Origin of the sequence: Vibrio sp. ZF57, from assembly GCF_001691235.1 — a bacterium.
GTDB lineage: Bacteria > Pseudomonadota > Gammaproteobacteria > Enterobacterales > Vibrionaceae > Vibrio > Vibrio crassostreae_C.
In genome coordinates, this window is sequence record NZ_MAKD01000071.1 from 43134 (window position 1) to 64865 (window position 21732).

The 21732-nt window shown below is 44.6% G+C and carries 17 protein-coding genes; 10 read left to right on the forward strand and 7 right to left on the reverse strand.

Features of this window, described 5'->3' with window-relative positions; translation table 11 throughout:
* Window positions 1–83: 83 nt before the first annotated feature.
* Window positions 84–1337 carry an aromatic amino acid transport family protein gene (locus A6D97_RS08300; protein ID WP_010441402.1) on the reverse strand — a complete coding sequence of 418 codons (1254 nt, stop codon included), beginning with the start codon at window positions 1335–1337 and terminating at the stop codon, window positions 84–86.
* Window positions 1338–1646: 309 nt separating this feature from the next.
* On the reverse strand, window positions 1647–2246 hold the full coding sequence (locus A6D97_RS08305) for a CoA pyrophosphatase (protein WP_065584175.1): 600 nt from the start codon (window positions 2244–2246) through the stop codon (window positions 1647–1649).
* Between the two features lie 303 nt (window positions 2247–2549).
* On the opposite strand from A6D97_RS08305, the gene A6D97_RS08310 reads away from it, so the two are divergent.
* Together A6D97_RS08310 and A6D97_RS08315 are read left to right on the forward strand one after the other, a co-directional pair.
* Window positions 2550–3092 (forward strand): heme NO-binding domain-containing protein, encoded by a 543-nt coding sequence (locus A6D97_RS08310; protein WP_065584176.1) that lies wholly within the window; start codon window positions 2550–2552, stop codon window positions 3090–3092.
* A gap of 1 nt (window position 3093) precedes the next feature.
* On the forward strand, window positions 3094–4812 hold the full coding sequence (locus A6D97_RS08315; RefSeq protein ID WP_065584177.1) for an ATP-binding protein: 1719 nt from the start codon (window positions 3094–3096) through the stop codon (window positions 4810–4812).
* Window positions 4813–4974: 162 nt separating this feature from the next.
* Here the strand turns inward: A6D97_RS08315 and pabB are convergent, their stop codons facing one another.
* A complete protein-coding gene (pabB, locus tag A6D97_RS08320) occupies window positions 4975–6354 on the reverse strand; it encodes an aminodeoxychorismate synthase component I (RefSeq protein WP_065584178.1) in 1380 nt (459 codons plus the stop codon).
* Between the two features lie 254 nt (window positions 6355–6608).
* On the opposite strand from pabB, the gene A6D97_RS08325 reads away from it, so the two are divergent.
* From A6D97_RS08325 to A6D97_RS08340, 4 genes are all read left to right on the forward strand, one after another.
* Entirely contained in the window at window positions 6609–8126 is a 1518-nt protein-coding gene (locus A6D97_RS08325) for a fumarate hydratase (RefSeq protein WP_065584179.1), read from the forward strand.
* 164 nt (window positions 8127–8290) lie between these two features.
* Window positions 8291–8476, forward strand: coding sequence for a hypothetical protein (locus A6D97_RS08330; RefSeq protein ID WP_004734731.1), 186 nt, complete (start codon window positions 8291–8293; stop codon window positions 8474–8476).
* A gap of 199 nt (window positions 8477–8675) precedes the next feature.
* The gene (locus tag A6D97_RS08335) at window positions 8676–10049 is read left to right on the forward strand and encodes a YcjX family protein (protein ID WP_065584180.1); all 1374 of its coding nucleotides are present in this window, start codon (window positions 8676–8678) and stop codon (window positions 10047–10049) included.
* A 14-nt stretch (window positions 10050–10063) separates the two neighbouring features.
* A complete protein-coding gene (locus A6D97_RS08340; protein WP_065584181.1) occupies window positions 10064–11116 on the forward strand; it encodes a TIGR01620 family protein in 1053 nt (350 codons plus the stop codon).
* Window positions 11117–11172: 56 nt separating this feature from the next.
* Here the strand turns inward: A6D97_RS08340 and traF are convergent, their stop codons facing one another.
* A complete protein-coding gene (gene traF / locus A6D97_RS08345) occupies window positions 11173–12261 on the reverse strand; it encodes a conjugal transfer protein TraF (protein WP_170791815.1) in 1089 nt (362 codons plus the stop codon).
* A gap of 325 nt (window positions 12262–12586) precedes the next feature.
* Between traF and tyrR the strand changes: the two genes are divergently transcribed.
* From tyrR to A6D97_RS08365, 4 genes are all read left to right on the forward strand, one after another.
* The gene (tyrR, locus tag A6D97_RS08350; RefSeq protein WP_065584183.1) at window positions 12587–14131 is read left to right on the forward strand and encodes a transcriptional regulator TyrR; all 1545 of its coding nucleotides are present in this window, start codon (window positions 12587–12589) and stop codon (window positions 14129–14131) included.
* 18 nt (window positions 14132–14149) lie between these two features.
* Window positions 14150–14737 carry a ribosomal protein S5-alanine N-acetyltransferase gene (rimJ, locus tag A6D97_RS08355; RefSeq protein ID WP_065584184.1) on the forward strand — a complete coding sequence of 196 codons (588 nt, stop codon included), beginning with the start codon at window positions 14150–14152 and terminating at the stop codon, window positions 14735–14737.
* Window positions 14738–14889: 152 nt separating this feature from the next.
* A complete protein-coding gene (locus A6D97_RS08360; RefSeq protein WP_017060433.1) occupies window positions 14890–15363 on the forward strand; it encodes a DUF2947 domain-containing protein in 474 nt (157 codons plus the stop codon).
* A 268-nt stretch (window positions 15364–15631) separates the two neighbouring features.
* Window positions 15632–15847: a hypothetical protein gene (locus A6D97_RS08365; protein ID WP_017065431.1), complete on the forward strand. Its 216-nt coding sequence runs from the start codon at window positions 15632–15634 to the stop codon at window positions 15845–15847.
* Between the two features lie 171 nt (window positions 15848–16018).
* On the opposite strand, the gene A6D97_RS08370 is transcribed toward A6D97_RS08365, so the two are convergent.
* The 3 genes from A6D97_RS08370 to A6D97_RS08380 all read right to left on the reverse strand — a co-directional run bounded on the left by A6D97_RS08370 (window position 16019) and on the right by A6D97_RS08380 (window position 21588).
* A complete protein-coding gene (locus A6D97_RS08370) occupies window positions 16019–18859 on the reverse strand; it encodes an Hsp70 family protein (protein WP_065584185.1) in 2841 nt (946 codons plus the stop codon).
* A 138-nt stretch (window positions 18860–18997) separates the two neighbouring features.
* The gene (locus tag A6D97_RS08375) at window positions 18998–20956 is read right to left on the reverse strand and encodes an Hsp70 family protein (protein ID WP_065584186.1); all 1959 of its coding nucleotides are present in this window, start codon (window positions 20954–20956) and stop codon (window positions 18998–19000) included.
* Window positions 20956–21588 (reverse strand): DUF2760 domain-containing protein, encoded by a 633-nt coding sequence (locus tag A6D97_RS08380; protein WP_017091262.1) that lies wholly within the window; start codon window positions 21586–21588, stop codon window positions 20956–20958. The genes A6D97_RS08375 and A6D97_RS08380 overlap by 1 nt, the downstream gene beginning before the upstream one ends.
* Between the last annotated feature and the right edge of the window lie 144 nt (window positions 21589–21732).

Sequence of the window (21732 nt, forward strand, 5' to 3'; positions counted from 1 at the left end):
AGGGAGGCTCATTTATTATCATTATATTTTTTGTCTAATCTCGCGATATAAGATGGATGTCATCTTATAAAAAGTAGCGGAGATTAAAGAGCGCCGTAGATTACAGAACTAATAGCCGCTAGACCACATAAAGCTGTAAAGATCTGCACAGGTGCTGAAGTTTTGTACTTAGCCATTGCTGGTACTTTTTGCATCGCGAATACAGGCATTAGGAACAGGATAGCTGCAATCATTGGAGCACCCATTGTTTCAATCATACCTAGGATGCTTGGGTTAACTACCGCAACAATCCAAGTTGTAACAACGATGAATGCTAGAGATGCTTTCTCAATCGTGCTGATTGAAGAACCAGAGCGAGACTTGATTAGGCCAACAAGACCTTCGTGAGCACCTAGGAAGTGACCGAAGTAGCTAGAAGTAATCGCTGCAAACGCTACAAGAGGACCCATGTAAGAGATAAGTGGAGACTCGTGAACATTAGCTAGGTAAGAAAGAACAGAGATGTTTTGTGCTTGTGCTGTTGCTAGTTGCTCTGGAGATAGAGAAAGCACTACAGAGAATACGAAGAACATTACAAAACCCATCAGCATCATTGCTGCGCCGCCAGTGATCGCGTCAGTTTTCTTAACTGCGTCTTCACCGTATACACGACGTTGCTCTTTAGAGAACTGTGAAATGATTGGGCTGTGGTTGAAAGAGAACACGATGATTGGAATCGCAAGCCAGATAATAGAAGGCATTGCTGACCATTCTGGGCTTGTTTCCATCATTGAAGTGTTCCAATCAGGAACTAGGTAGAAAGATAACGCTAGTAAGATGAATACTAGTGGGTAAACCATCGCTGAAGTTGCTTTAAGCATCAACTCTTTACCGAATACAACACCCGCTGTCATAGCAAGGATAAGTGCACCAGAAAGAAGAGGACGTGGAATGGATTCCATACCCATTTGGTTTACTAAGAAAGAGTCAACCGTGTTTGTGATACCAACACCGTAGATAAGAACGATCGGGTAGATAGCGAAGAAGTAAGCAAAAGTAATAATGTTTGCGCCAGTCTTACCGAAATGTTCTTCAACTGTGTCTGTAATATCGGCTTCAGGGTTTTTAGCAGACAGTACGAAACGAGCTAGAGATTTGTGTGCGAACCAAGTCATTGGTGCCGCGATTAGAGCTAGGATAACTAATGGCCAAAAACCACCCGCACCAGCTTTGATTGGAAGAAATAGTACGCCAGCACCAACTGCTGTACCAAATAGTGATAAACACCAGGTAAAATCTTTGTAGTTAAACTTGCTTGAATCTTTAACGGCATTTGCCGAAGAAGTTGTTGTGTTCATGTTAAATTACTCATTTTTTGGGAACAGGAAATAAGTCGGCGCCAATTCTGCAGAATTTTCTTCTGCAAAAAATAGATCTAAATCATGTAATGAAACGGCGTGTCACATGATATGCGAAAAACGAATTTTTGATCACGAAAATAGCGTGCTACATGTGATTTATGTTTATGCCTGGTATTAGTTTTATTTATGCGAAAGGCGGGGTTGTATAGATTTATACCAGGGAAACGTTTGCGTAAAATTGCATTAATAAATCTGTTCCATAGAAAGTCTGGATTTTGTTAACAGAGATTAAACAAAACGTAGTTGCTATGTGATTCGTTGCAGTACGTGTTGCTGCAGCGATTGGATGATTTGCGCCGTAACGCCCCAAATTAGGTGCTCTTGGAAGGGCATCGCAAAAACACGATGCTTGATTTGTTTAAAGTTAACAGTGTGGCTGTGTAACTTGGCTTGGTCTAAAACATAGGTAGCGGGCACCTCAAAAATTGAGGCAACTTCGTTCTCATCAATGATGGCTTCATAGTCAGGATCGACCATGGCAACAATCGGCGTCACAGAAAATTTACTAATAGTACTCAATGCAGGTAATTGCCCAACAATTTTAACTTGATCCGATCGAATTCCCACCTCCTCATGGAGCTCTCTGAGTGCAGTGAATTGCATAGAAGGGTCAGAAAGTTCGTGTTTACCACCAGGAAAGCTGACTTGGCCGGGGTGATGCTTTAAATGAGCCGCTCTTTTAGTAAAAATGACATGTAAACCATCTTCTCTTTCAACTAAACCTACCACCACTGCCGCTTTACGTAATTGCTCGCCACTGATGTGCGAAACACGCTCTACTGACTCAGGATGATAGCCAACGGTAGGGTTAAGTTGGAATTGCTGAAGGAAGTTTTCTTTATTCATATCAAGCCAATATATTGATTATTATGATTTTAAGTATAGACATAACCGTGGGTTGATTACCAATATCGAGTTTTTCTTCATTCACTTTCCCTCTTTTAGTTATCAATTGGGCGTCATGAGAGGCTGTTTACCGATGAATCTCCTCAAAATGACGATTTTTGCTATATTCAATATGTGCATACAGGCGAGTAAGCGTTACCCATGTCATAAAATTGGGTGACGAAACGTAGATTTTTTGTTTAAGAATTTGATAACAATAACTTAGTGGACCATTCTAAAAAGAAATAGAAGAAAAGGTATGAGATGAAAGGAATCATATTCACCGAATTTTTAGAGCTTGTTGAAGACAAGTTTGGGCTAGAGCTTTTGGAAGAAGTTCTAGAAATGTCAGAAGATGAAGGGATCTATACGTCGGTCGGCAGTTACGACCACAAAGACCTTGTCAGGTTGATTATCAACTTGAGTAAGAAAACCGATATTGATGCGGCAAGCTTACAACGCGTGTTTGGGCAGTCTGTATTTAAGAACTTACTGGCCTCATTACCGAATAAAGCGAGCCTTGCTCACAGCAATACCACCTTTCAATTTATTCAGCACGTAGAGCGTTACATTCATGTTGAAGTGAAGAAGCTCTATCCAGATGCTGAGCCACCTGAATTCAGTTTTATCACCACGAACGAAGCACAACTTGTTTTTGACTACAAAAGCGCAAGGTGTATGTCTCATGTTTGCTTAGGGCTTATTGAAGGATGTGCTGAATACCACGGTGAATCTATCGCGGTGGAGATGACGCCACAAAATGATGACCAAAGCGTGGTTAGGTTTAATCTCAAAGTAGAAAAGTAATATGGATCTGGCATCTGCCCTAGAGAAGAAGCTTAAGCGTCAAATCGCGGCAAGGAAAGCGGCTGAAGGATTGTTGGAACAGAAGAGCCTCGAACTGTTCGAGGCTAACCAACAGCTTGAGCTTGCTTTGCGTCAGTTAGAAAAGCGCTCCAACGCGAATATACGCCGCATTGAATTCCAAGAACAAATCGACAACCTGTTGATTGATTTTGGGCGCGCGTTTCTAAGAAATGATCTCGATGATGTCATGTTATCTGAACTAACGACCAACGTGACTAACAGTTACTTAATCGAAGCCAGTCGTTTGATTCTACCTCCCAAGCTCATCCCTCAGTTACAGACCTATGATTATGGCGATGAGACTGTCGAGGTGTTAGAGCAAGACATTCAAGAACCTCATTGGCAAGACAACCTACTGACCGTGCCCTTAGAGGTTGAAAAAGTCATAGTTGGTGCGTTAATCGTCAGAGTCAGATTGTTAGACCAAGACTACGAGTTTATCCAAAGCCAACTGTTGTTGGTCACGGACCTTATCTGCAGTGCCTTAACCCATCAACTAGCAATCAACCGAAATATTGAATCACGTAAACGAGCGGAAGAGTCCGAAAGGGCAACTCGTGATTTTGTGGCGATGATTAACCATGAGTTAAGAACTCCACTTAATGGCTTACTAGGCAGTGCCGAGTTGATCAGTGATACCGAACTGAATAGCTCTCAGCGTGAGATAGTGAACAACCTGAGCCAATCTGGAGAGTTTCTCCGAACCATCATTAATGATCTATTGGATTACAGCAAAATTAACGCAGGGATGTTAGAGCTTATTCCAAAGAAATTTGCCCTGAATGACTTGCGAAACACGATTGATAGTATTTTCGTCAATCGAGCAATCGAGAAGCAGCTTGAATTTAATATCAGTGTTGCGTCAAATGTTCCCTCCCATTTCCAAGGTGATTTAGAGCGCATCACTCAGCTGTTTGTGAACTTAATCGGTAATGCGATTAAATTTACAGAAGAAGGACATGTGAATGTCGATATCGAATGGGACAAAAACCAATTTGTTTTCTCTGTAGAAGATACTGGAGTCGGAATTGCTGAATCAGCACATAAGACGCTGTTTGAACCTTTCACACAAGCTGACAACTCAAGTAGCCGAAATTATGAGGGCACTGGGCTTGGCTTAGCGATTTGTCGCAAGCTGGTGGCTTTGATGAATGGCGTGATTGGGGTGACCAGTGTTGTTGGCTCAGGCACTACGTTTACCATCTCGATTCCTCTTCAGGTTGTCGATGTACCAGCAGAGAGTGATAGTGTCGCCAGAGGCTTTGAATCTGAAGTCGAATTGTCACTGCTTAAAGTGCTGGTGGTTGATGATATTAAGATGAACCAGATCATCATCCAACAAATGTTACGTAAACATGAGATTGAACCTGCTACCGCGAGCAATGGTGTAGAAGCTTTTGAGCTTGCTTCAGATAATGAATACGACATTGTTTTCATGGATTGCAGAATGCCTGTTATGGACGGGTTTGAAGCAACAGAGAAGCTAAGAGAGAAGGGTTACGTTAAATCTATTGTGGCACTCACCGCCGGAACGACGCTGGAAGAGCGAGAACGTTGTATTCAGTGCGGAATGGATGACATTTTGAGTAAGCCTTACACAGCCAACGATCTTAAAGAAATGCTCAAGAAGTGGGGTGTCTCAGCGGTGAAGGTCGCTTAAACACGCGAATAAAGCGTTGTGAGTTATGTACTCTAACTTACAGACTAAAAAACCGAAGTGATCTTACGATCCTTCGGTTTCTTTTTATATCGAACTTTTGCTAGCCGTTAAGCTACGGAACTCGTCATTAAGTCGCGGAACTCGCAGTTAATGACACTAGGTTTAGCAATCTTCAAGTACCGGTAGAATTCGACTCAGCTTATCCAGTGTTTCTTGGTATTCAGAAGCACAATCACTATCAAATACCACACCACCGCCAGCCCAAGCATAAAGCGTGTTGTTCTCGGCGACTAATGTACGAATGGTAATACTGGTATCCATTCTGCCATTTCGGCTGATGTAGCCAATACTGCCGCAGTACGCTGAACGTCGATGCGGTTCTAACTCTTCAATGACCTGCATCGCGCGAACTTTTGGTGCGCCAGTAATCGAGCCTCCAGGGAAACAGGCTCTCAGAAGGTCAGTTGCAGAGTATTGGTCATCAAGGTCCGCTCGTATCGTGCTCACTAAGTGGTGCACGGCAGGGAAGCTTTCAATATCGAAGAGCTTTGGTACATGCACTGTGCCCGGTTTTGCTACTCGGCCAATGTCATTACGAAGTAGGTCGACGATCATCAAGTTTTCCGCCTGATCTTTATCGGCGCTTGCTAGGTCTTGCGCGTTGGCATTATCAATCATCGGGTCCTCAGAACGAGGTCGTGTGCCTTTGATTGGCTTGGTTTCAATGACGTTGTCTTTGAGTTCTAAGAAACGCTCTGGCGAAACACTGATGATTGCGCAGTCGGCCAAACGGATAAAACCCGAAAAGGGCGCTGAGTTGTACTGTTCTAACTTGTCATAAGCCAGCCATTCACTACCTTGGTATTGGGCATTGAAGCGCTGAGCTAAGTTAATCTGATAGCAGTCCCCGGATAACAGGTACTCTTGAACACTATCGAACTTAGTGGCGTAGCTCTCTTCGCTCATATTGGATTGCCACGGTGTGGTTAACCCAAAGGGCGCATGTGATAGGTGTGATTGAGCCATCTGCTGCATTAGCCAATCATGATGTTCATCGATATTGCTACCGACAATACACGCCGTTTTCAATTGGTGGTCAACGATAACAGCCCATTCATACAAGCCAACTGCCATGTCAGGTGCTTCAATATCACGCTTTGCGAGTGATGGAAGTGTCTCGACTCTGCGCCCTAAATCATAGCTAAAATAGCCTAAAGCGCCGCCAACGAATGGCAACTGAGTGTGCTCTTTAGTCGCAGGCAATAATTGTTGCTGATATTGGTCGAGTAGTTCGAAAGGATCAGAGTCTGAAACCTCGCACGTCTCATTAACATTAACGGTCGTTTCTGCACCGATTGTCTCGAAGGTGGCGATGGGTTGAGCAACTAAAATATCGTATCGACTATCAACGTGGCTTTCTGAAGCGGAGCGTAATAGCATTGCCCACGGCAGGTTTTCAATATGGGAAAACAGCTGTTTAGCTAAAGTTGATTGATATTCAAGCGGCTTGATTTGGATAGAGCGAAATTCGTTGTTATTCATTTGTTTAATTTGTGACAAAGAGTTCGATCACTGCATGGCGTGTGAGAGGAAGCAAGAGTATCATAAATTGAAAATAAAATGGGTTCTTGATTAGAACGGAGTAATCCAAGTGGTTTAGTTTAAAGCTATGCAAGCGATTGCTAAAGCAACTAAATACAGCTCAACACAATAAAAAGCTAAACCACCTAATTCGATTTGGCACATATAGTCAAACTGTGAACCCACATGGAACCAGAACAATAAAGAGGCATGCAATGACGGTTATTCGTAAGCAAGATGTGATCAGCAGTGTCGCTGACGCACTTCAGTACATTTCTTATTATCACCCTTTAGACTTTGTCCAAGCCCTAGAAAAAGCGTACGAGAAAGAAGAGAGTCAAGCAGCTAAAGATGCGATCGCTCAGATTCTTATCAACTCGCGCATGTCTGCGGAAGGCCATCGTCCAATTTGTCAGGATACGGGTATTGTTACTTGTTTCGTGAACATCGGTATGGATGTTAGGTGGGAAACGGATCAAACAGTACAACAGATGGTTGATGAAGGCGTTCGTCAAGCTTACAACAACCCAGATAACCCATTGCGTGCATCTGTCCTAATGGACCCTGCAGGTAAGCGTATTAATACCAAAGACAACACACCAGCGGTTGTCCACGTTAATATGGTTCCAGGCAACAAAGTTGAAATTCAAATCGCGGCTAAGGGCGGCGGTTCTGAGAACAAAACCAAGATGGTTATGCTGAACCCTTCTGATGATATTGCAGAATGGGTAGAGAAGACGCTGCCAACAATGGGTGCAGGCTGGTGTCCACCGGGTATGCTAGGTATAGGCATCGGCGGTACGGCTGAGAAAGCAGCTGTGCTAGCGAAAGAATCTTTGATGGAACACATCGATATCCAAGAGCTTATCGAGAAAGGTCCTGAGAACGCAGAAGAAGAGCTTCGTTTAGACATCTTCAACCGTGTAAACAAGCTTGGCATTGGTGCACAAGGTCTTGGCGGTCTCACTACTGTGGTTGATGTAAAAATCAAAACAGCACCAACTCATGCTGCTTCTAAGCCTGTATGTTTGATCCCGAACTGTGCAGCAACGCGTCACGTTCACTTCACACTAGATGGCAGCGGCCCAGCAGAGCTAACGCCACCTAAGTTAGAAGAGTGGCCAGACATCACTTGGGAAGCGGGCGAAAATACACGTCGTGTTAACCTTGATGAAGTGACTAAAGAAGACGTACAAGAGTGGAAGACCGGCGAAACGGTTCTTCTGTCAGGTAAGATCTTAACCGGTCGTGATGCTGCTCATAAACGTATTCAAGGCATGCTAGAAAGCGGCGAAGGCTTACCAGACGGCGTTGATTTCAAAGGCAAGTTCATTTACTACGTGGGTCCTGTTGATGCTGTAGGTGATGAAGCGGTAGGTCCTGCGGGCCCAACGACTTCAACACGTATGGATAAGTTCACTGACATGATGCTGAACGAAACTGGCATTATGGGCATGATCGGTAAAGCGGAACGTGGCCCTGCAACGGTTGAATCAATCAAAGAGCACAAAGCGGTTTACCTAATGGCGGTTGGTGGTGCAGCTTATTTAGTCGCAAAAGCAATTAAAAAAGCACGCGTTGTTGCGTTTGAAGATCTCGGTATGGAAGCGATTTACGAGTTTGAAGTTGAAGATATGCCTGTAACGGTAGCGGTTGACTCTAGCGGCGTGAACGCACACCAGATCGGCCCTGACACGTGGAAAGTGAAGATTGCTGAAGCTGAGAAAGCGTAATTAATCGACGCCAAAAAATCGTAATTGTCGCTAACTTCAGCGTTTGAATTGCAATTTTTGACAGAAAGTTAAAGACAAAAGTGCAGCATTATCTGCACTTTTGTCTTATTATCAATGATATAGTGATAAACACATAGTTTGATATAAGAACATAGGAGAGAGGAATGCCTCGTTTTATTCAGATCCTACAGATTATCTTGGCAGTGGTGATTGGTGCTTTTGTTGGCTACGACCTGATCTTGAAAGGGATCAGTATCTTTGATAATAAATACGTGACGATTACATGTGCGCTTTGGCTAATTGCAGAGATTGCACTGTTTGTTATCTACAAGTTGATTGAAGACGATTAGACGTCGGATATCGTGCAAAAATTCTAAAGCCCCTGATTATGAATGTAGTCAGGGGCTTTTATTCATCTAGCATTAAGAATGTGTATTGCATACTCATCAACATAAGCAAAAGCATACAAACTATCCCAACGGGGAAAGAACATAGGCTTGCCTTTCTATTATCATAACCAGCTAGCCTAACTATCACGGAGTCGTTCAAATGAAACACCTAACTCAAGAAATGAGTGACTTTATAAGCAGAGGAACGGATTCTCATATTCGAGTAGCGGTCACGGGGCTCTCTCGTGCGGGTAAGACAGCATTCATTACTTCGCTGGTTAATCAGCTTCTTCATACGTCTACCCACAAAAACTTGCCACTGCTTGCATCGGCGAGAGATGGAAGAATTATTGGCGCAAAGCGTATCCCGCAACACAACATGATGATTCCACGCTTCTCTTATGATGAAGCGATGGAGTCGTTGAATGCACAGCCACCAGAATGGCCAGTGCCAACGCGTGATGTCAGTGAGATTCGTCTAGCAATCAAATATAAGCCTGCGAAGGGCGCGAAAAAGCTACTGAGTAAAAACAGCACCCTTTATCTCGATATTGTCGATTATCCAGGTGAATGGCTGCTTGATTTGCCGTTACTGGATATGGACTTCGATACCTGGAGCCAATCTCAGTTTGCCGCATTGAAAGGCGACAGAGAAACTTACTCGCAACAGTGGAACGTAATGCGTGGTGATATCGATTTGCTAACAGAAGCGGACGAAAAGAAACTGGTCGCGATTGCCGATAGCTACACTCAGTACCTTCATACTTGTAAAAGTAACGGGCTGCATTGGGTACAACCGGGTCGATTCGTATTACCCGGTGAGCTTGAAGGCGCGCCTGTGTTGCAATTCTTCCCGTGCATCGCACCTGAGGGTAAGTTCTCAAAAACAAGTAACTATGCGGTACTTAAAGCGCGTTATGAAGAGTATCAACAGAAGGTCGTCAAAGCGTTCTACAAGAATCACTTCGCGACGTTCGACAGACAAATCGTGTTGGTGGATTGCTTACAGCCACTTAATGCGGGCTATGACTCTTTCATGGATATGCGTGGCGCGTTAGAACAGTTACTTAAGAGCTTTAAGTACGGTCGAAGCAATATCTTAAGACGTTTATTTGCGCCGAAGATCGACAAGATCTTGTTTGCAGCTACCAAGGCTGACCACGTGACACCGGATCAACATCCGAACTTGGTGTCACTGTTACAACAGATGGTACATCCGGCTTGGCAGCAGGCGGCGTTTGAACACATCGACATGAGTTGTATGAGTATCGCGTCTATTCAAGCGACCAGCGCGGGTTATATCTCGTCTGGCTCAGACAATGTTCCGGCGTTGCAAGGTGTGACTTTGGATAATGTCCCTCAAACCATGTATCCGGGAGAGGTGCCGCGTAAGTTGCCCAACAAACAGTATTGGGAAACCAACCAGTTTGATTTCACGAGCTTTAGACCGATGGAGCAACATTCCGATGAGCCTTGCCAACATCTAAGAGTCGACAAGGTTTTAGAGTATCTCATTGGCGACAAGTTGAAGTAATTGAGGCAATCAAAATGAGTGAATTAAAAACAAAGCAGGTCTTTAATGAACCGTTGAAGACCTCTTTTGATGAGCAAGACAAGAGTGACGTTGGCCCGGATTTAGGCGCTCAACAACTGTTCACAGAGCAAGAGAAATTTGTCCCTGTCGCACCGCAAGTGAAAGCTGATCTTGATGGTGAAGCTGAGCAGCAATTGGAACAAGTGATTCGACCGAGCAAAAAGAAGAAGTGGTTTGGAACGGGTTTATTGGTCGCTTTCTCTGGCCTAGTTGGATGGCAGGCAATTGATTCGGTCATTACCGCGATTCAATCGGCTGACTGGCTGGCGTTAGGTTGGGCAGGCTTCATTGCTGCCATTGCTTCATTGGGTTTAGGCGCAATAGGCAAAGAGCTGTGGAAACTGCGTTCACTTAAAGATCACTTTAGTGTGCAAGAGCAGAGTGAAGAGCTACTCCAAAGTCAAAGTGTCGGCAAGGGCAAAGCGTTCTGTGAAAACATCGCCAAGCAAGGCGGCATTATCGCTGAGTCTCCTTCGTACGATAAGTGGCGAAACAGCATTAACCCTGCACACAGTGATGCAGAAGTGTTGGATATGTACGATGCGTTAGTCGTGAGTCAACAAGACAAAGTAGCGACTCAAATCGTCACTAAGTTTTCGACCGAATCGGCGGCTTTGGTCGCGGTGAGTCCATTGGCGGCGGCTGATATGTTGTTGGTGGCTTGGCGAAATTTCACCATGATAGACAAGCTTGCTGATGTGTATGGCATTGAGCTTGGCTACTGGTCTCGCATTAAGCTATTTAAACTGGTGTTAATCAACATGGCAGCAGCGGGAGCCAGTGAACTCGCAATTGATGCAAGTATGGATCTCGTCTCGATGGATCTTGCAGGCAAAGTCTCAGCTCGAGCAGGGCAGGGGCTAGGTGTCGGTATCCTTACTGCAAGACTGGGCTTAAAAGCCATGACATTGCTGCGTCCTATGCCTTGGCATAACGAACGAAAAGTAAAACTGGCAGGCCTCCGCAAAGCCGTCCTATCTGAAATAAAGCGTATCACTCTCAAATAACAATACCGCACCCACAAAATGGGTGCGGTTTATTTAAATTGTTCTTTTGGCAGAGACTAAAAATGCATGATGAGCTGAGCAGAAGCCCCGTAGTTATTATCTTTGCCTGCTTGTGCCGCTAAATCGAATCCAAAGATACCGAATGGTTTAAAGCCTAAGCCTACAGTGGCTAGGTCATCTGCATAGTTAGTTAAACTATGCATGTAGCCTAAACGAAGTTGAGCCCAACTGAATGCATCAAGCTCAGCGCCCACTTTTGCATACTGAGTTTTGTAGTCGTACTCTTTAAAGTGCTTGACGGCGTTTAAATCAATATCCGCTGTAAGGTTGTACCACGATTTATCATAGGAAATACCTAATACATATTCTGGTTCAACAAGTACCGTTGCTTTTTGTCCCATGTGAGTTTTAGTTTTTAGCTTTTGTGACAGGAGGTTCTTAGCAGACAACCCAATAATGGTGTTATCTCCCCATTCATAAGCAGCACCAAAATCTATGTTGAATGCGGATTTTTCTACGTAATCCTCTTCAATATCAAAGTCGTCATCTAAATCATCCAGTGTTTCAACGTAGTTCAGACCATAAATTCGTTGGTATTTGGGTGAAATACCCAACATAAAATCGTGTTCTTGAAAAGTAAATGTATCAGCAAAAGTAAAACCTACATCAACAATTGCTATACCAACCGCTTGACCACTTGAGAGCAGTTCTGAATCTGTAGGGTTATCATTTTGTAAGTCATCATCATTCACATTGAATCTAGCAATGGTGGCTACTTGAGATTTAATGAAGAAGTTGGTGCTCAGGTGTTTATTTGGAATAGCGAATACTGTACCTAGATTAGCTTCTACGTTTAAGTTTCCGTTATCTAGTTGTTTTAAAGCTTTGCGCCATTCCTCTAATAGTTCTTCATTCCCGGGATCAAATTGCAATCGTTCATCAATATCTTGGAAGTGATCCAACTTGTCGATCATGTCATCTGCATCATGAACCCTTGCTCCGAGAACGGGAAGAATTAACCCAAAGTTATCTCCTTCTTTATAACGAGCCGCTAAAGCAGGATTATGAAAACTGGATGTTAGGTAAGAGGCTGACGCAGCTCCAGTGCTGCCCATGCCAACACTTCTTGTATCGAAAGAAGTCATTGCAAAACTAGACGCAGAGAAGGTACTGATTATTGTGAGGAATAGTTTAGAGTATTTCATATTTAAGCCGATGTTTTTATACGGAAGAATATAGGCTATGGGTGATTTGACTTTAGTTCCATAAAATAACCATTTATAAAGTAAGGGGATGTTGCGAGGTGTTACGGTTGGAAATGTTGATAAGTGTGGTGAATGGTTTTAGATCTTTCTAAGGTGTTGATATCTAAAAATTGAATAGATATATGATAACTCTTCTTCTTGACTGAACTCAGAGCTTAATCCACACTACTGTCAACTTATCCTGACACCTATAATAGGACTATTTGTGCGTCTTGAAGTATTGTGTGAAGACAGACTCGGCTTAACGCGTGAGTTGCTCGATATCTTGGCCTCAAAAAGCATTGATTTAAGAGGAATCGAAATTGATGTTAAAGGTATTATTTATCTAAACTGCCCTGATATTGATTTTGATGCTTTTAGTGAACTTATGGCTGAAATTCGCCGAATTTCAGGTGTGAAGGATGTACGTAAAATCCAATTTATGCCAAGCGAAAGGCATAACACAGAGCTGATTGCTCTGCTGGCAAACCTACCTGATCCTGTGATTGCGATTGACCTTAAAGGCTCAGTCGATATGGCTAACCACGCTGCATTGAACCTTTTTAATAAGCAAGAAGACGCAGTCATCGGTGAACCGCTAGCGACGTTTGTTCCTAGCTTTAACTTTGCTCGCTGGATCGAAGGCGATGTAACGCGTCATCGTGAAGTTGTCGTGTTAGATGGTTTAGATTTCTCTATTGAGATCCTGCCGATTTACCTTGGTGGTGATGTCAACGAAGCGGTACTGGCAAGCGCAGTAATGACGATTCGCTCTTGTAATCAAGAGATGAACTCGCCAGATTCAATCCCAGAACAGAACAACCTGGGTTTTGAACACTTTGTTGGTGTCTCTAATCGCCATAAAGCCTTGATCAGCCAAGCTAGGAAATTGGCTATGCTGGATCAGCCTCTATTAATTGAAGGCGATACAGGTACGGGTAAAGAGATGCTGGCGAAAGCGTGTCATAACCGTTCAAATCGATCGTCTTTCCCATTCTTGATTCTAAGCTGTGCATCGATGCCTGATGACGTAGCGGAAACGGAATTGTTTGGTCATGCGCCGGGTTCATTCAACCATGAGCAAGGTCATAAAGGTATTTTCGAACAAGCGAATGGCGGTACCGTATTTTTAGATGAAATTGGCGAGATGAGCCCGCATCTTCAAATCAAGCTGCTGCGTTTCCTACAAGATGGTTCATTCCGTCGTGTTGGTGAAGAAGAAGAGATGCACGCGGATGTTCGTATTATTGCATCAACGCGCCACCGTCTTTCTGAATTAGCCGACTCGGGTTCGTTCCGTGAAGATTTGTTTTACCGCTTGAATGTACTGACTCTGTCTATCCCTGCATTGCGTGAACGCTCAAACGACGTAGCGCCACTGTTGGAACTGTTCGTTGCAAAGTACGCGCAGCAGTTAGGTATGTTAAAACCAAAACTGACTCAAGAGTTAGTCGACCAGCTTGGTAATTACCAATGGCCGGGCAACATTCGTCAGTTAGACAACATGGTTCTACGCGCACTAACAGAGTTGGATTCAGACACGCTAACGGTTGAGCAATTCCACTTGCCACAGCTTGAAACAATGACGGCTGGAATGGCGAACCTGAGCTTAGACGGCTCGCTCGATGAGATCATGAAAGACTATGAATCTCAGCTTCTAGAGAAGCTTTATCAGTCTTTCCCATCAAGCCGTAAGCTAGCAAAACGTTTGAATGTTTCTCATACCTCAATTGCGAATAAGCTTCGTGATTACGGTATCAGAAAGAACTGATCGAATAAGAACAAGATTATGGAAGATTTGAGCACACCAGAGCGCATTTATAAGCATGATGGTAATCTGATTCTACGCACGGCTGAAATCGATGATGCTGGCATGATCAGCGAGTACTTTCAGGTTAACAGAGAGTATCTGAAACCTTGGGAACCGATTCGCGAAGACGCGTTCTTTGATAGAGCGAGTTGGGCGCAGCGACTGATCAAGTTAAACGAGCTTCATAAAATGGGGCTAGGCTATTACTGTTTACTGATTAACGCTGACTCTAATGAAATGTTAGGCACCATATCGTTCAGTAATTTGTCTCGTTTCCCGTTCTACGCTTGTAATGTCGGTTACTCATTGGCGCAAAGTGCACAGGGCCACGGTTACATGCGCAGAGGTTTGAACATGGCCAAAGACTACATGTTTGATGTGCAGAACATGCACCGCTTAATGGCGGGCTACATGCCTCACAACGAACGCAGTGCTGGCGTATTAGAACATCTTGGTTTTGTCCGAGAAGGTTTTGCTAAAGACTACCTACAGATTAACGGTAAATGGGAAGACCATATACTGACGGCATTAGTTAACCCAAACTGGGAAGATAGACGCGCTGTATAGAGATCAATAGTCATTAGGCGTAAGTACCAATTAAGCGTAAATACAGATTTAGAGGCAGTGACGACATAGATAAAATGAAACCGTCACTGCATCAAAAAGAACAGATAGGCATGGTAAATCCATCAGCCTGAGAAGATATTTGAGGAATTTTGATGTCATACACAACTTTGGACGAATACCAAAGAAAATGGATTTTCACACACCAGTCAATGCCGCTGCCGGCAGAGGACTTGGAAAAGATTAAGCCAATGACACAGGCGAGAGCTTCTCAGTTCTGGAAAGAGAACGTGAGCCCTCAAAGCCCAGACGCAGAACGACTGAGCTCGCAAGACTGGCCAAGCAAAGCATCGAACTGGAATGAAGAGATCAGCTGGATGGCGCATTGGGAAGCGGATGAGCCTGAAATGCCAGAAGAGATTCTTAACTTTATTGATTGGCAAGATGACGTAACTGTTTATTTTTGTTATGAAAAGTACAATGTTCTTGAAACCAAATGGGCGATTTTCAAGAAGCATTGGAAGAACTTTTTGTTCTACGATGATGGCCCGATTTTAATCGGTCGTCGTCGTTCAGAAGCCCTTTGGTTTGCTACCAATGGCAAGGTGAAAATCGGTAACCGTGCTTAATCTCGGTGTGATTTAATCGAGTGAGTGTTGGTGTTTCGATCAACAGATAGAAAAACAAAAAGCGAGCATCGAGCTCGCTTTTTTTGTGCCTAATGATCTTCGAAGATCATGGGGAAAGACCCACTATTTGAGCCCAACTAAAGGTGACCATATCCACTTATTTAAAGCGAGTGAATTACGAAATTGAGATCGCTATCTCATTGGGTTAGTTGAAGTTTCATGGGGTTGAGCTATCTTTATATTACTGCCTTAGTGGAGGTGAAGTATTATGATTTGGGATACTCTCGAACGTGTAAATAAACTTCGCAAGGAAGCAATGGAGGATCCAGAGTTTTTGGATTCAGCAAAAATGCATGAGGAATGGCTTTTAAGCGAAACTCATAATCAATCGAACAAAGGAGCAAAAGAGAATAAACCGAAAAAACTATCTGACATTTATGAAAATACGGATTTTCCTATCAACCCAACTGGAACCAAACATTAACAATGATGAACTGCAACACGGCTAAGGCTCTTAACCAAAAAGCTATAAGTCGATTACACATACCAGCCTTAAGCCACCAATAAAAAAGCCACTTTCAACGAATCGAAAGTGGCTTTTTCTTTTCTTGCTAGCTTCTTTACCATTAGCAACGAAAGCTAATCGTTTTCAAACCTAGTTATTGATTAGGCTTAATCCGCTTGGTAACGCATCACCAAACACACGCTTAGATTCACTCTCAGAAAGCTCAGTCACTTCACTCACTAGTGTTAACCATGAGTCAGGTACCTTGCTTTGCTTAAGCTTCTCAATCACTTGATTGCGATAGTCGTCAGAGATATCAAACTGACGGTCACCGGTTTTTCGACAAATCATCACCGCTGCGAAGGCGATCATCTGCTCTTTCTGCCAGTTCTGTTCAAGCAGTTTTGGTAACCACTGTTCAGCTTGCTCTCTAGGAATTACGCTGTGTTGGCTGCCATACAAAGGCGTTCTTGATGCTAATCGTCCTAGCGCCCACCAGTGAGCCTGTTCAAATTGGTTATGGTTGATCGCTTTGCTTAAGAACCAACTTGCCAGCAGCACTTTGTCTTCAACCTCAAGTTGCTCAAGTGACGCCGCTAAACGGACCATGGCTTCATAACCATTATCTTGCGCATCTTTGGCTGTCTTAGGGTTCTTCATTGCACCTGGGTGAAGGTATTTAGCGATGTCAGCCAAGATACTCTCTTGCTGCTCTTGGTTTAGCCCACCAGCGACACGACGCCAGAATACCCACCAGTCTGTCCAGCCTTGGTGGTTCTTGAACTGAATGTTCTGTTGGTAAAGGCCCCAAATCTGTTCGATACGCCATGAGTCAGTCGGATCGCCAAAGCCAGGACGTAGCGAGTATCCCGCCAAACGTAGCCAGTTCTTCTCGTGTGCTTCTGAGCGGCGACGACGTTTACGACCTAATGAGAAGGTATCAAATAGATGACGAAGGGTCGTGAAGTCCCATTCATCGCGTTTACCTAGTCGCTTCTCAAGATCTTTCGATAGTGTTTTGATCTCTTTCGATTCAGCACTCTTCTTGTTGCCGCTGTACAGGCGAGAAATCAACTCCTTACACTCTTCCAATCTTGGGTGAAGCGCGGAGGTATCAGATTCATCGCCTTGCTTGTTTCTTACTTCAAACTCAAGCAACCAACGCTTAGAGTCATCTTCTATACTCACACACTCCATTTTCAATGTGCCGACTTCGGTTAACTGACAAGCGAGCAGTACTTCAACACGCTCTTTTTGGTTGGCTTGAAGTTCTGCAGTACCTGAGCCTTCCAGCGTAGAAATATACGGTGGGAGAGGGGAGAACAAGTCGGCATCCACATTGACCATCACACCGTTTTGAATGGCGGTGTCATGAGCAATTTGATCGTGTGTTGAAGTCAGAAGATTAAATCGTACTGGCTCACCTAAAGTCAGCGAGAAACGACGGCTGTTCAAGCGTACCTCTTGGCCTTCTTCGGTTCCTTTGGCAAGCAGACAAAGCGCTTTACCCATCTTGTTTTTCTCTTGCAGATGCAAGAAGTAAGAACGGGCAGCACCGCCACCGATTTTCAGCTGTGCACCGCGGCGTGCTTTACCAAAGGCAACCGCGCCAAGGGCAACAGACCAATCTGGATGAGGGTTATCAAGCACTGTGATAGGAGAACCGTTCCAGTTGCCCAGTAGCTGAGTAATTCGCTCTGTCACCAGTTCACTGTTAAACACACCACCATTGAGCAGCACGCCAACTGGAATTGCAGGTTTGGTGTCATCGAACTCAATAGAGTCTGAGTTTTCCAATGCGGCTTTAGACACTTGTTGGTGCGTTGCTAGGAATTCTGCAACGTGCTTACTCACCGCAGGGTCAGCCACGTAAGGCAGACCAAACTCAACCACAGCACTGCGGCGTTTGTCGGGTGTTTCAGTAAACTCAGAAAGCGGGAAGAAACCTTCCAATGCGATTTGATGGACTTCTTGTTTAGTTAAACCAATACTCTTAGTACCGCCAAGCAGTTTTGAACCGCTGCCCAGCATGGTGATCTTTACATCATCGGGCGCATTGGCAGAAAGCAGGCTCTCTTTTGCGGCGCGAGTCTGTTGAATTAGTTTGGTTAGGCTAGAGGCATTGAGCTTTTTGTTTTGATTGAAGCGTTGCTCAGCGAGGTGAGCAAGCGCTAAATCGAGGTTGTCACCACCGAGCATCAAGTGTTCACCAACACCAATACGGTCGAGTGCGAGCTCGTTATTACCGTCGCTGTTCGCATCGAATTTGGCGTCAATTAAGCTTAAATCGGTGGTACCACCTCCAACATCACACACTAGAATCAGTGGGATTTGTTGAAGTTCATCTGCTGCGGTTTGTTGGTGACGGGCATACCAGTCATAACAAACGGCTTGCGGCTCTTCGAGTAATAGAATCTTACCTAAGCCCGCCAGTTCTGCGGCTTCGAGTGTTAGCTTACGTGCTGTCTCATCGAAGGAAGCAGGAACGGTAACCACAACATCTTGGTCTTCCAGCTTGTTGCTCGGGTTACGGTAGTTCCATGCTTGGCGAATGTGGTTGAGGTAGCTTGCACTCGCCACAACTGGCGAGACTTTATCGACATCAGCTGCGCCAGCCCAAGGCAGAATGTCGGAGTTACGATCAACCGCTTGGTGTGATAGCCAACTCTTAGCACTCGATACTTGGCGGCCTTCAACCTTAGCGCCTAATTCACGAGCCCATTCACCGACGATAACGTTCTTAATATCGCCTTCAACGGGGCTTGGTTCCCACGGCATCGTCAGGTCAGAAGGGGAGATTTGACCTTGTGCTGGGTGGTAACGAAAGGATGGAAGTAGGGGCTTGCGAACCACTTCACCGGGGCCGATGAGTTGGTCAATATCGAAAAGAGAAACGGGAGCATGTTGTAGGTCGTCGTTGATTTCACAGTAAGCGACAACCGTATTGGTTGTACCTAAGTCAATGCCGACTAAAAAACGAGGAGTTGCCATACAAAACCTTATTCTGCCAAAGTGATGACCAGTTAATGGATAATCTTGGTCTTATTATTGTCTTTGGAATGCTTTTAATACAGGGCTAGGGAATCGCATTGATAAAGTAACGGCACCCGTTAAGGTGCCGTTGATTCATTATGCTTGTTCGTTTGAGTCGTTATTCGAGTCTTCACGAACATCGAACTCAACGTGCCACTTCTGACCGTTGTCAGTAGCAATCGCTTCTAGGTGTAAGGTGCCTAGCTCAGTAACGCGAGAAGCCAAAGTCACTGGAACCACTTCACCTTCGCGACGGCCTTCAGAAACAGGTAGCGTCACTTGGATTTCAGGAAGCTCATCAAGCTCTTCAGGCGCCCAGTGATCAAGGTGCGTACCCGCTTCATCTTCACGACGAATGGTTGAACCGAAGAACTGGAAGTGTACTGGCTGACCAATCACTAGACCGAATTCTTGGCTAGGTACTTGTACGCTTGAACCTTCTTCCATACCAAATGGTGCAACACACAAAGCTTCCATCGGAGGAGCCATACCTGGGATAGCTGGCATCGCGCTTTCAATTCCTACGTAGTAAGAAGAAGCGATACCACCGCGGATACGAACGCCTTGGCCACGACGAACTGCGCCGTAGTATGAAGCGCCACTTGCAACCGCTAGGTCTAAATCTAAACCTGAAAGCTGTTTTGCGAACTCTTCGTCAGCATTGATCAACCATTCGTTGATCGTATCTGAAAGACGATCAGCAAGTAGGTTCGATTTTAGAACACCACCATTGAACAGGATTGCTGTTGGCTTGATGAAGTCTGCCGCTGGCGCTTCTGACCCTTGCGTACCGGGCATACCGGGCATGTTTGCAAACGGGTTGAAATCTTGCTGAGCCGTTTCGCTATTTCCAGAAAGCGCGTTCGCTTGCTTAGAAAGGAATGCGGCAATGTGACGAGTAATACCTGCGTCTTGAGCGTAAGGCAGACCCATTTGAGTCAGTGCGCCACGCGTCTTTTGTACAGGGTGCTCAGTTACAGCAACTTTAGGGAAGAAGCCGTCCACTAATGTTTGTTGAACTTCTTGCTGAGTCAGTTCTGTTTTCAGTGTTGCGCCAAGCAGTTTAGAACCACGGCTTGGAACAACGATAGGCACAGATTGCAGTTCAGCATCGTTAAGCAGTGCTTCTTTCGCATCACGACATGCGTGAGTCATTGCTTGAACCTGCCAAGGAGCCAGTTCTTTGCCTTCTTGCGCCAGTTTCATCTTCAAGCGGTAAGCCAGTGCTAAGTCCATGTTGTCGCCGCCAAGTAGGATATGTTCACCTACTGCGATACGGTTCAGGCTTAGGTTGCCGTCATCTTGTGTTACTTCAACTAACGAAAGGTCGGTTGTACCACCACCGATATCGACAACAAGAACGATGTCACCAACGTTAACTTCATCACGCCATGTGTCGTTGCTGTTATCAATCCAGCTGTACAGAGCCGCTTGTGGCTCTTCAAGAAGCGTTAGGTGAGCGAAACCAACATTACGTGCAGCTTCTGCTGTTAGGTCACGAGCCGCAGGATCAAACGAAGCTGGAACCGTGATCGTTACATCTTGGTCTGCCAGTTTGTGTTCTGGGTTTGCGTGGTTCCATGCGTCTTTAAGATGCTCAAGGTACAATTCAGTTGTCTTAAGCGGAGATACTTTTTCAACTTCTTCAGGGCTGCCTGCAGGAAGGAAAGCATCGCGACGGTTAACACCACCGTGGCATAACCAAGATTTTGCACTTGCTACCAAACGGATAGGGGTTTTAGAACCAAGGTTACGAGCAATTGCACCCACTAGCGCTTTTGGCTCTGAAGACCAAGGAAGAACGCGAGAGCCCGCATTCATTTCATGTTCGTGCGGTTGGTATAGGAACGAGCCAAGTTGGCTGCGAGTTTCTACTGTACCTGGCGCCGTCAGTTGAGGGATTGGCATCACCTCAACGCGAGCGTCTTCATTGCTTGTGTCTATGTAAGACAAAACGCAATGTGTAGTACCTAAATCGATACCAACACTGAACTTGGGTACCTGGTTTTGCTCTTGAGAAGATGGCTCTTGAGCTGAATGACTTTGGTGTTCCATTATAGCTCTACCTCTGCCGGTGCAATTACAGATGCATCGTAGTTTTCAGCAAGCTTAGGCAGGTTCATATCAGTTGCTTTCCAACCTTTGTGAACCAGTGTGCCGTTGAATGGCGCATTACCCGTTACGTTGCCAGTTAGGCGAATTTCTTGAGGGTTGAAACCTTCAGCAATAGTGATACGTGTTTCTTCATCTTCAGTGCGGATGTGAGACAGCGTTACGTAATCGGCTAATACTTTTTGACCGCCAGTGTGAATAACACGAGCTGCCGCGCCAACTTCTTCATCAGAGAATGATGTTAGGTCTTCTTTTAGGAAGTCAATTAAACGAGCTTCTTGCTGCATGATAGACAGTAGCTGCATTGCAGAATCTGTTGGTGCTGTTGCCAGCTTAGATTCAACTTCTACTACTTTTTCGATCACACGTTCAACTTCAACAACTTTCTCTACTTCGACAATTTTCTCAACTGGCTTTTCAACTTCAACGATCTTTTCTACTGGTTTTTCTACGACTTTCTCGACCACTTTGGTTTTACGAGAAACGGCAATTAGCAGTAGTAAAACGCTTGATGCAGTTAGGCCTGCGTGAAGCATATCAAACGTTTGTGGGATTAGGTTCAAATCAACGATCATAGTGATTTCTCTTTAAAATTGATTTAACGGTATATTCGTCGGTTTAAAGGAATATACAGGTTGGAAAGAAACTCAGTGGCATAAGGCCGAAATGGTCACTTTCAAGCTATAAATATGGGTGGATACTAGCATATTCAAGGCTTA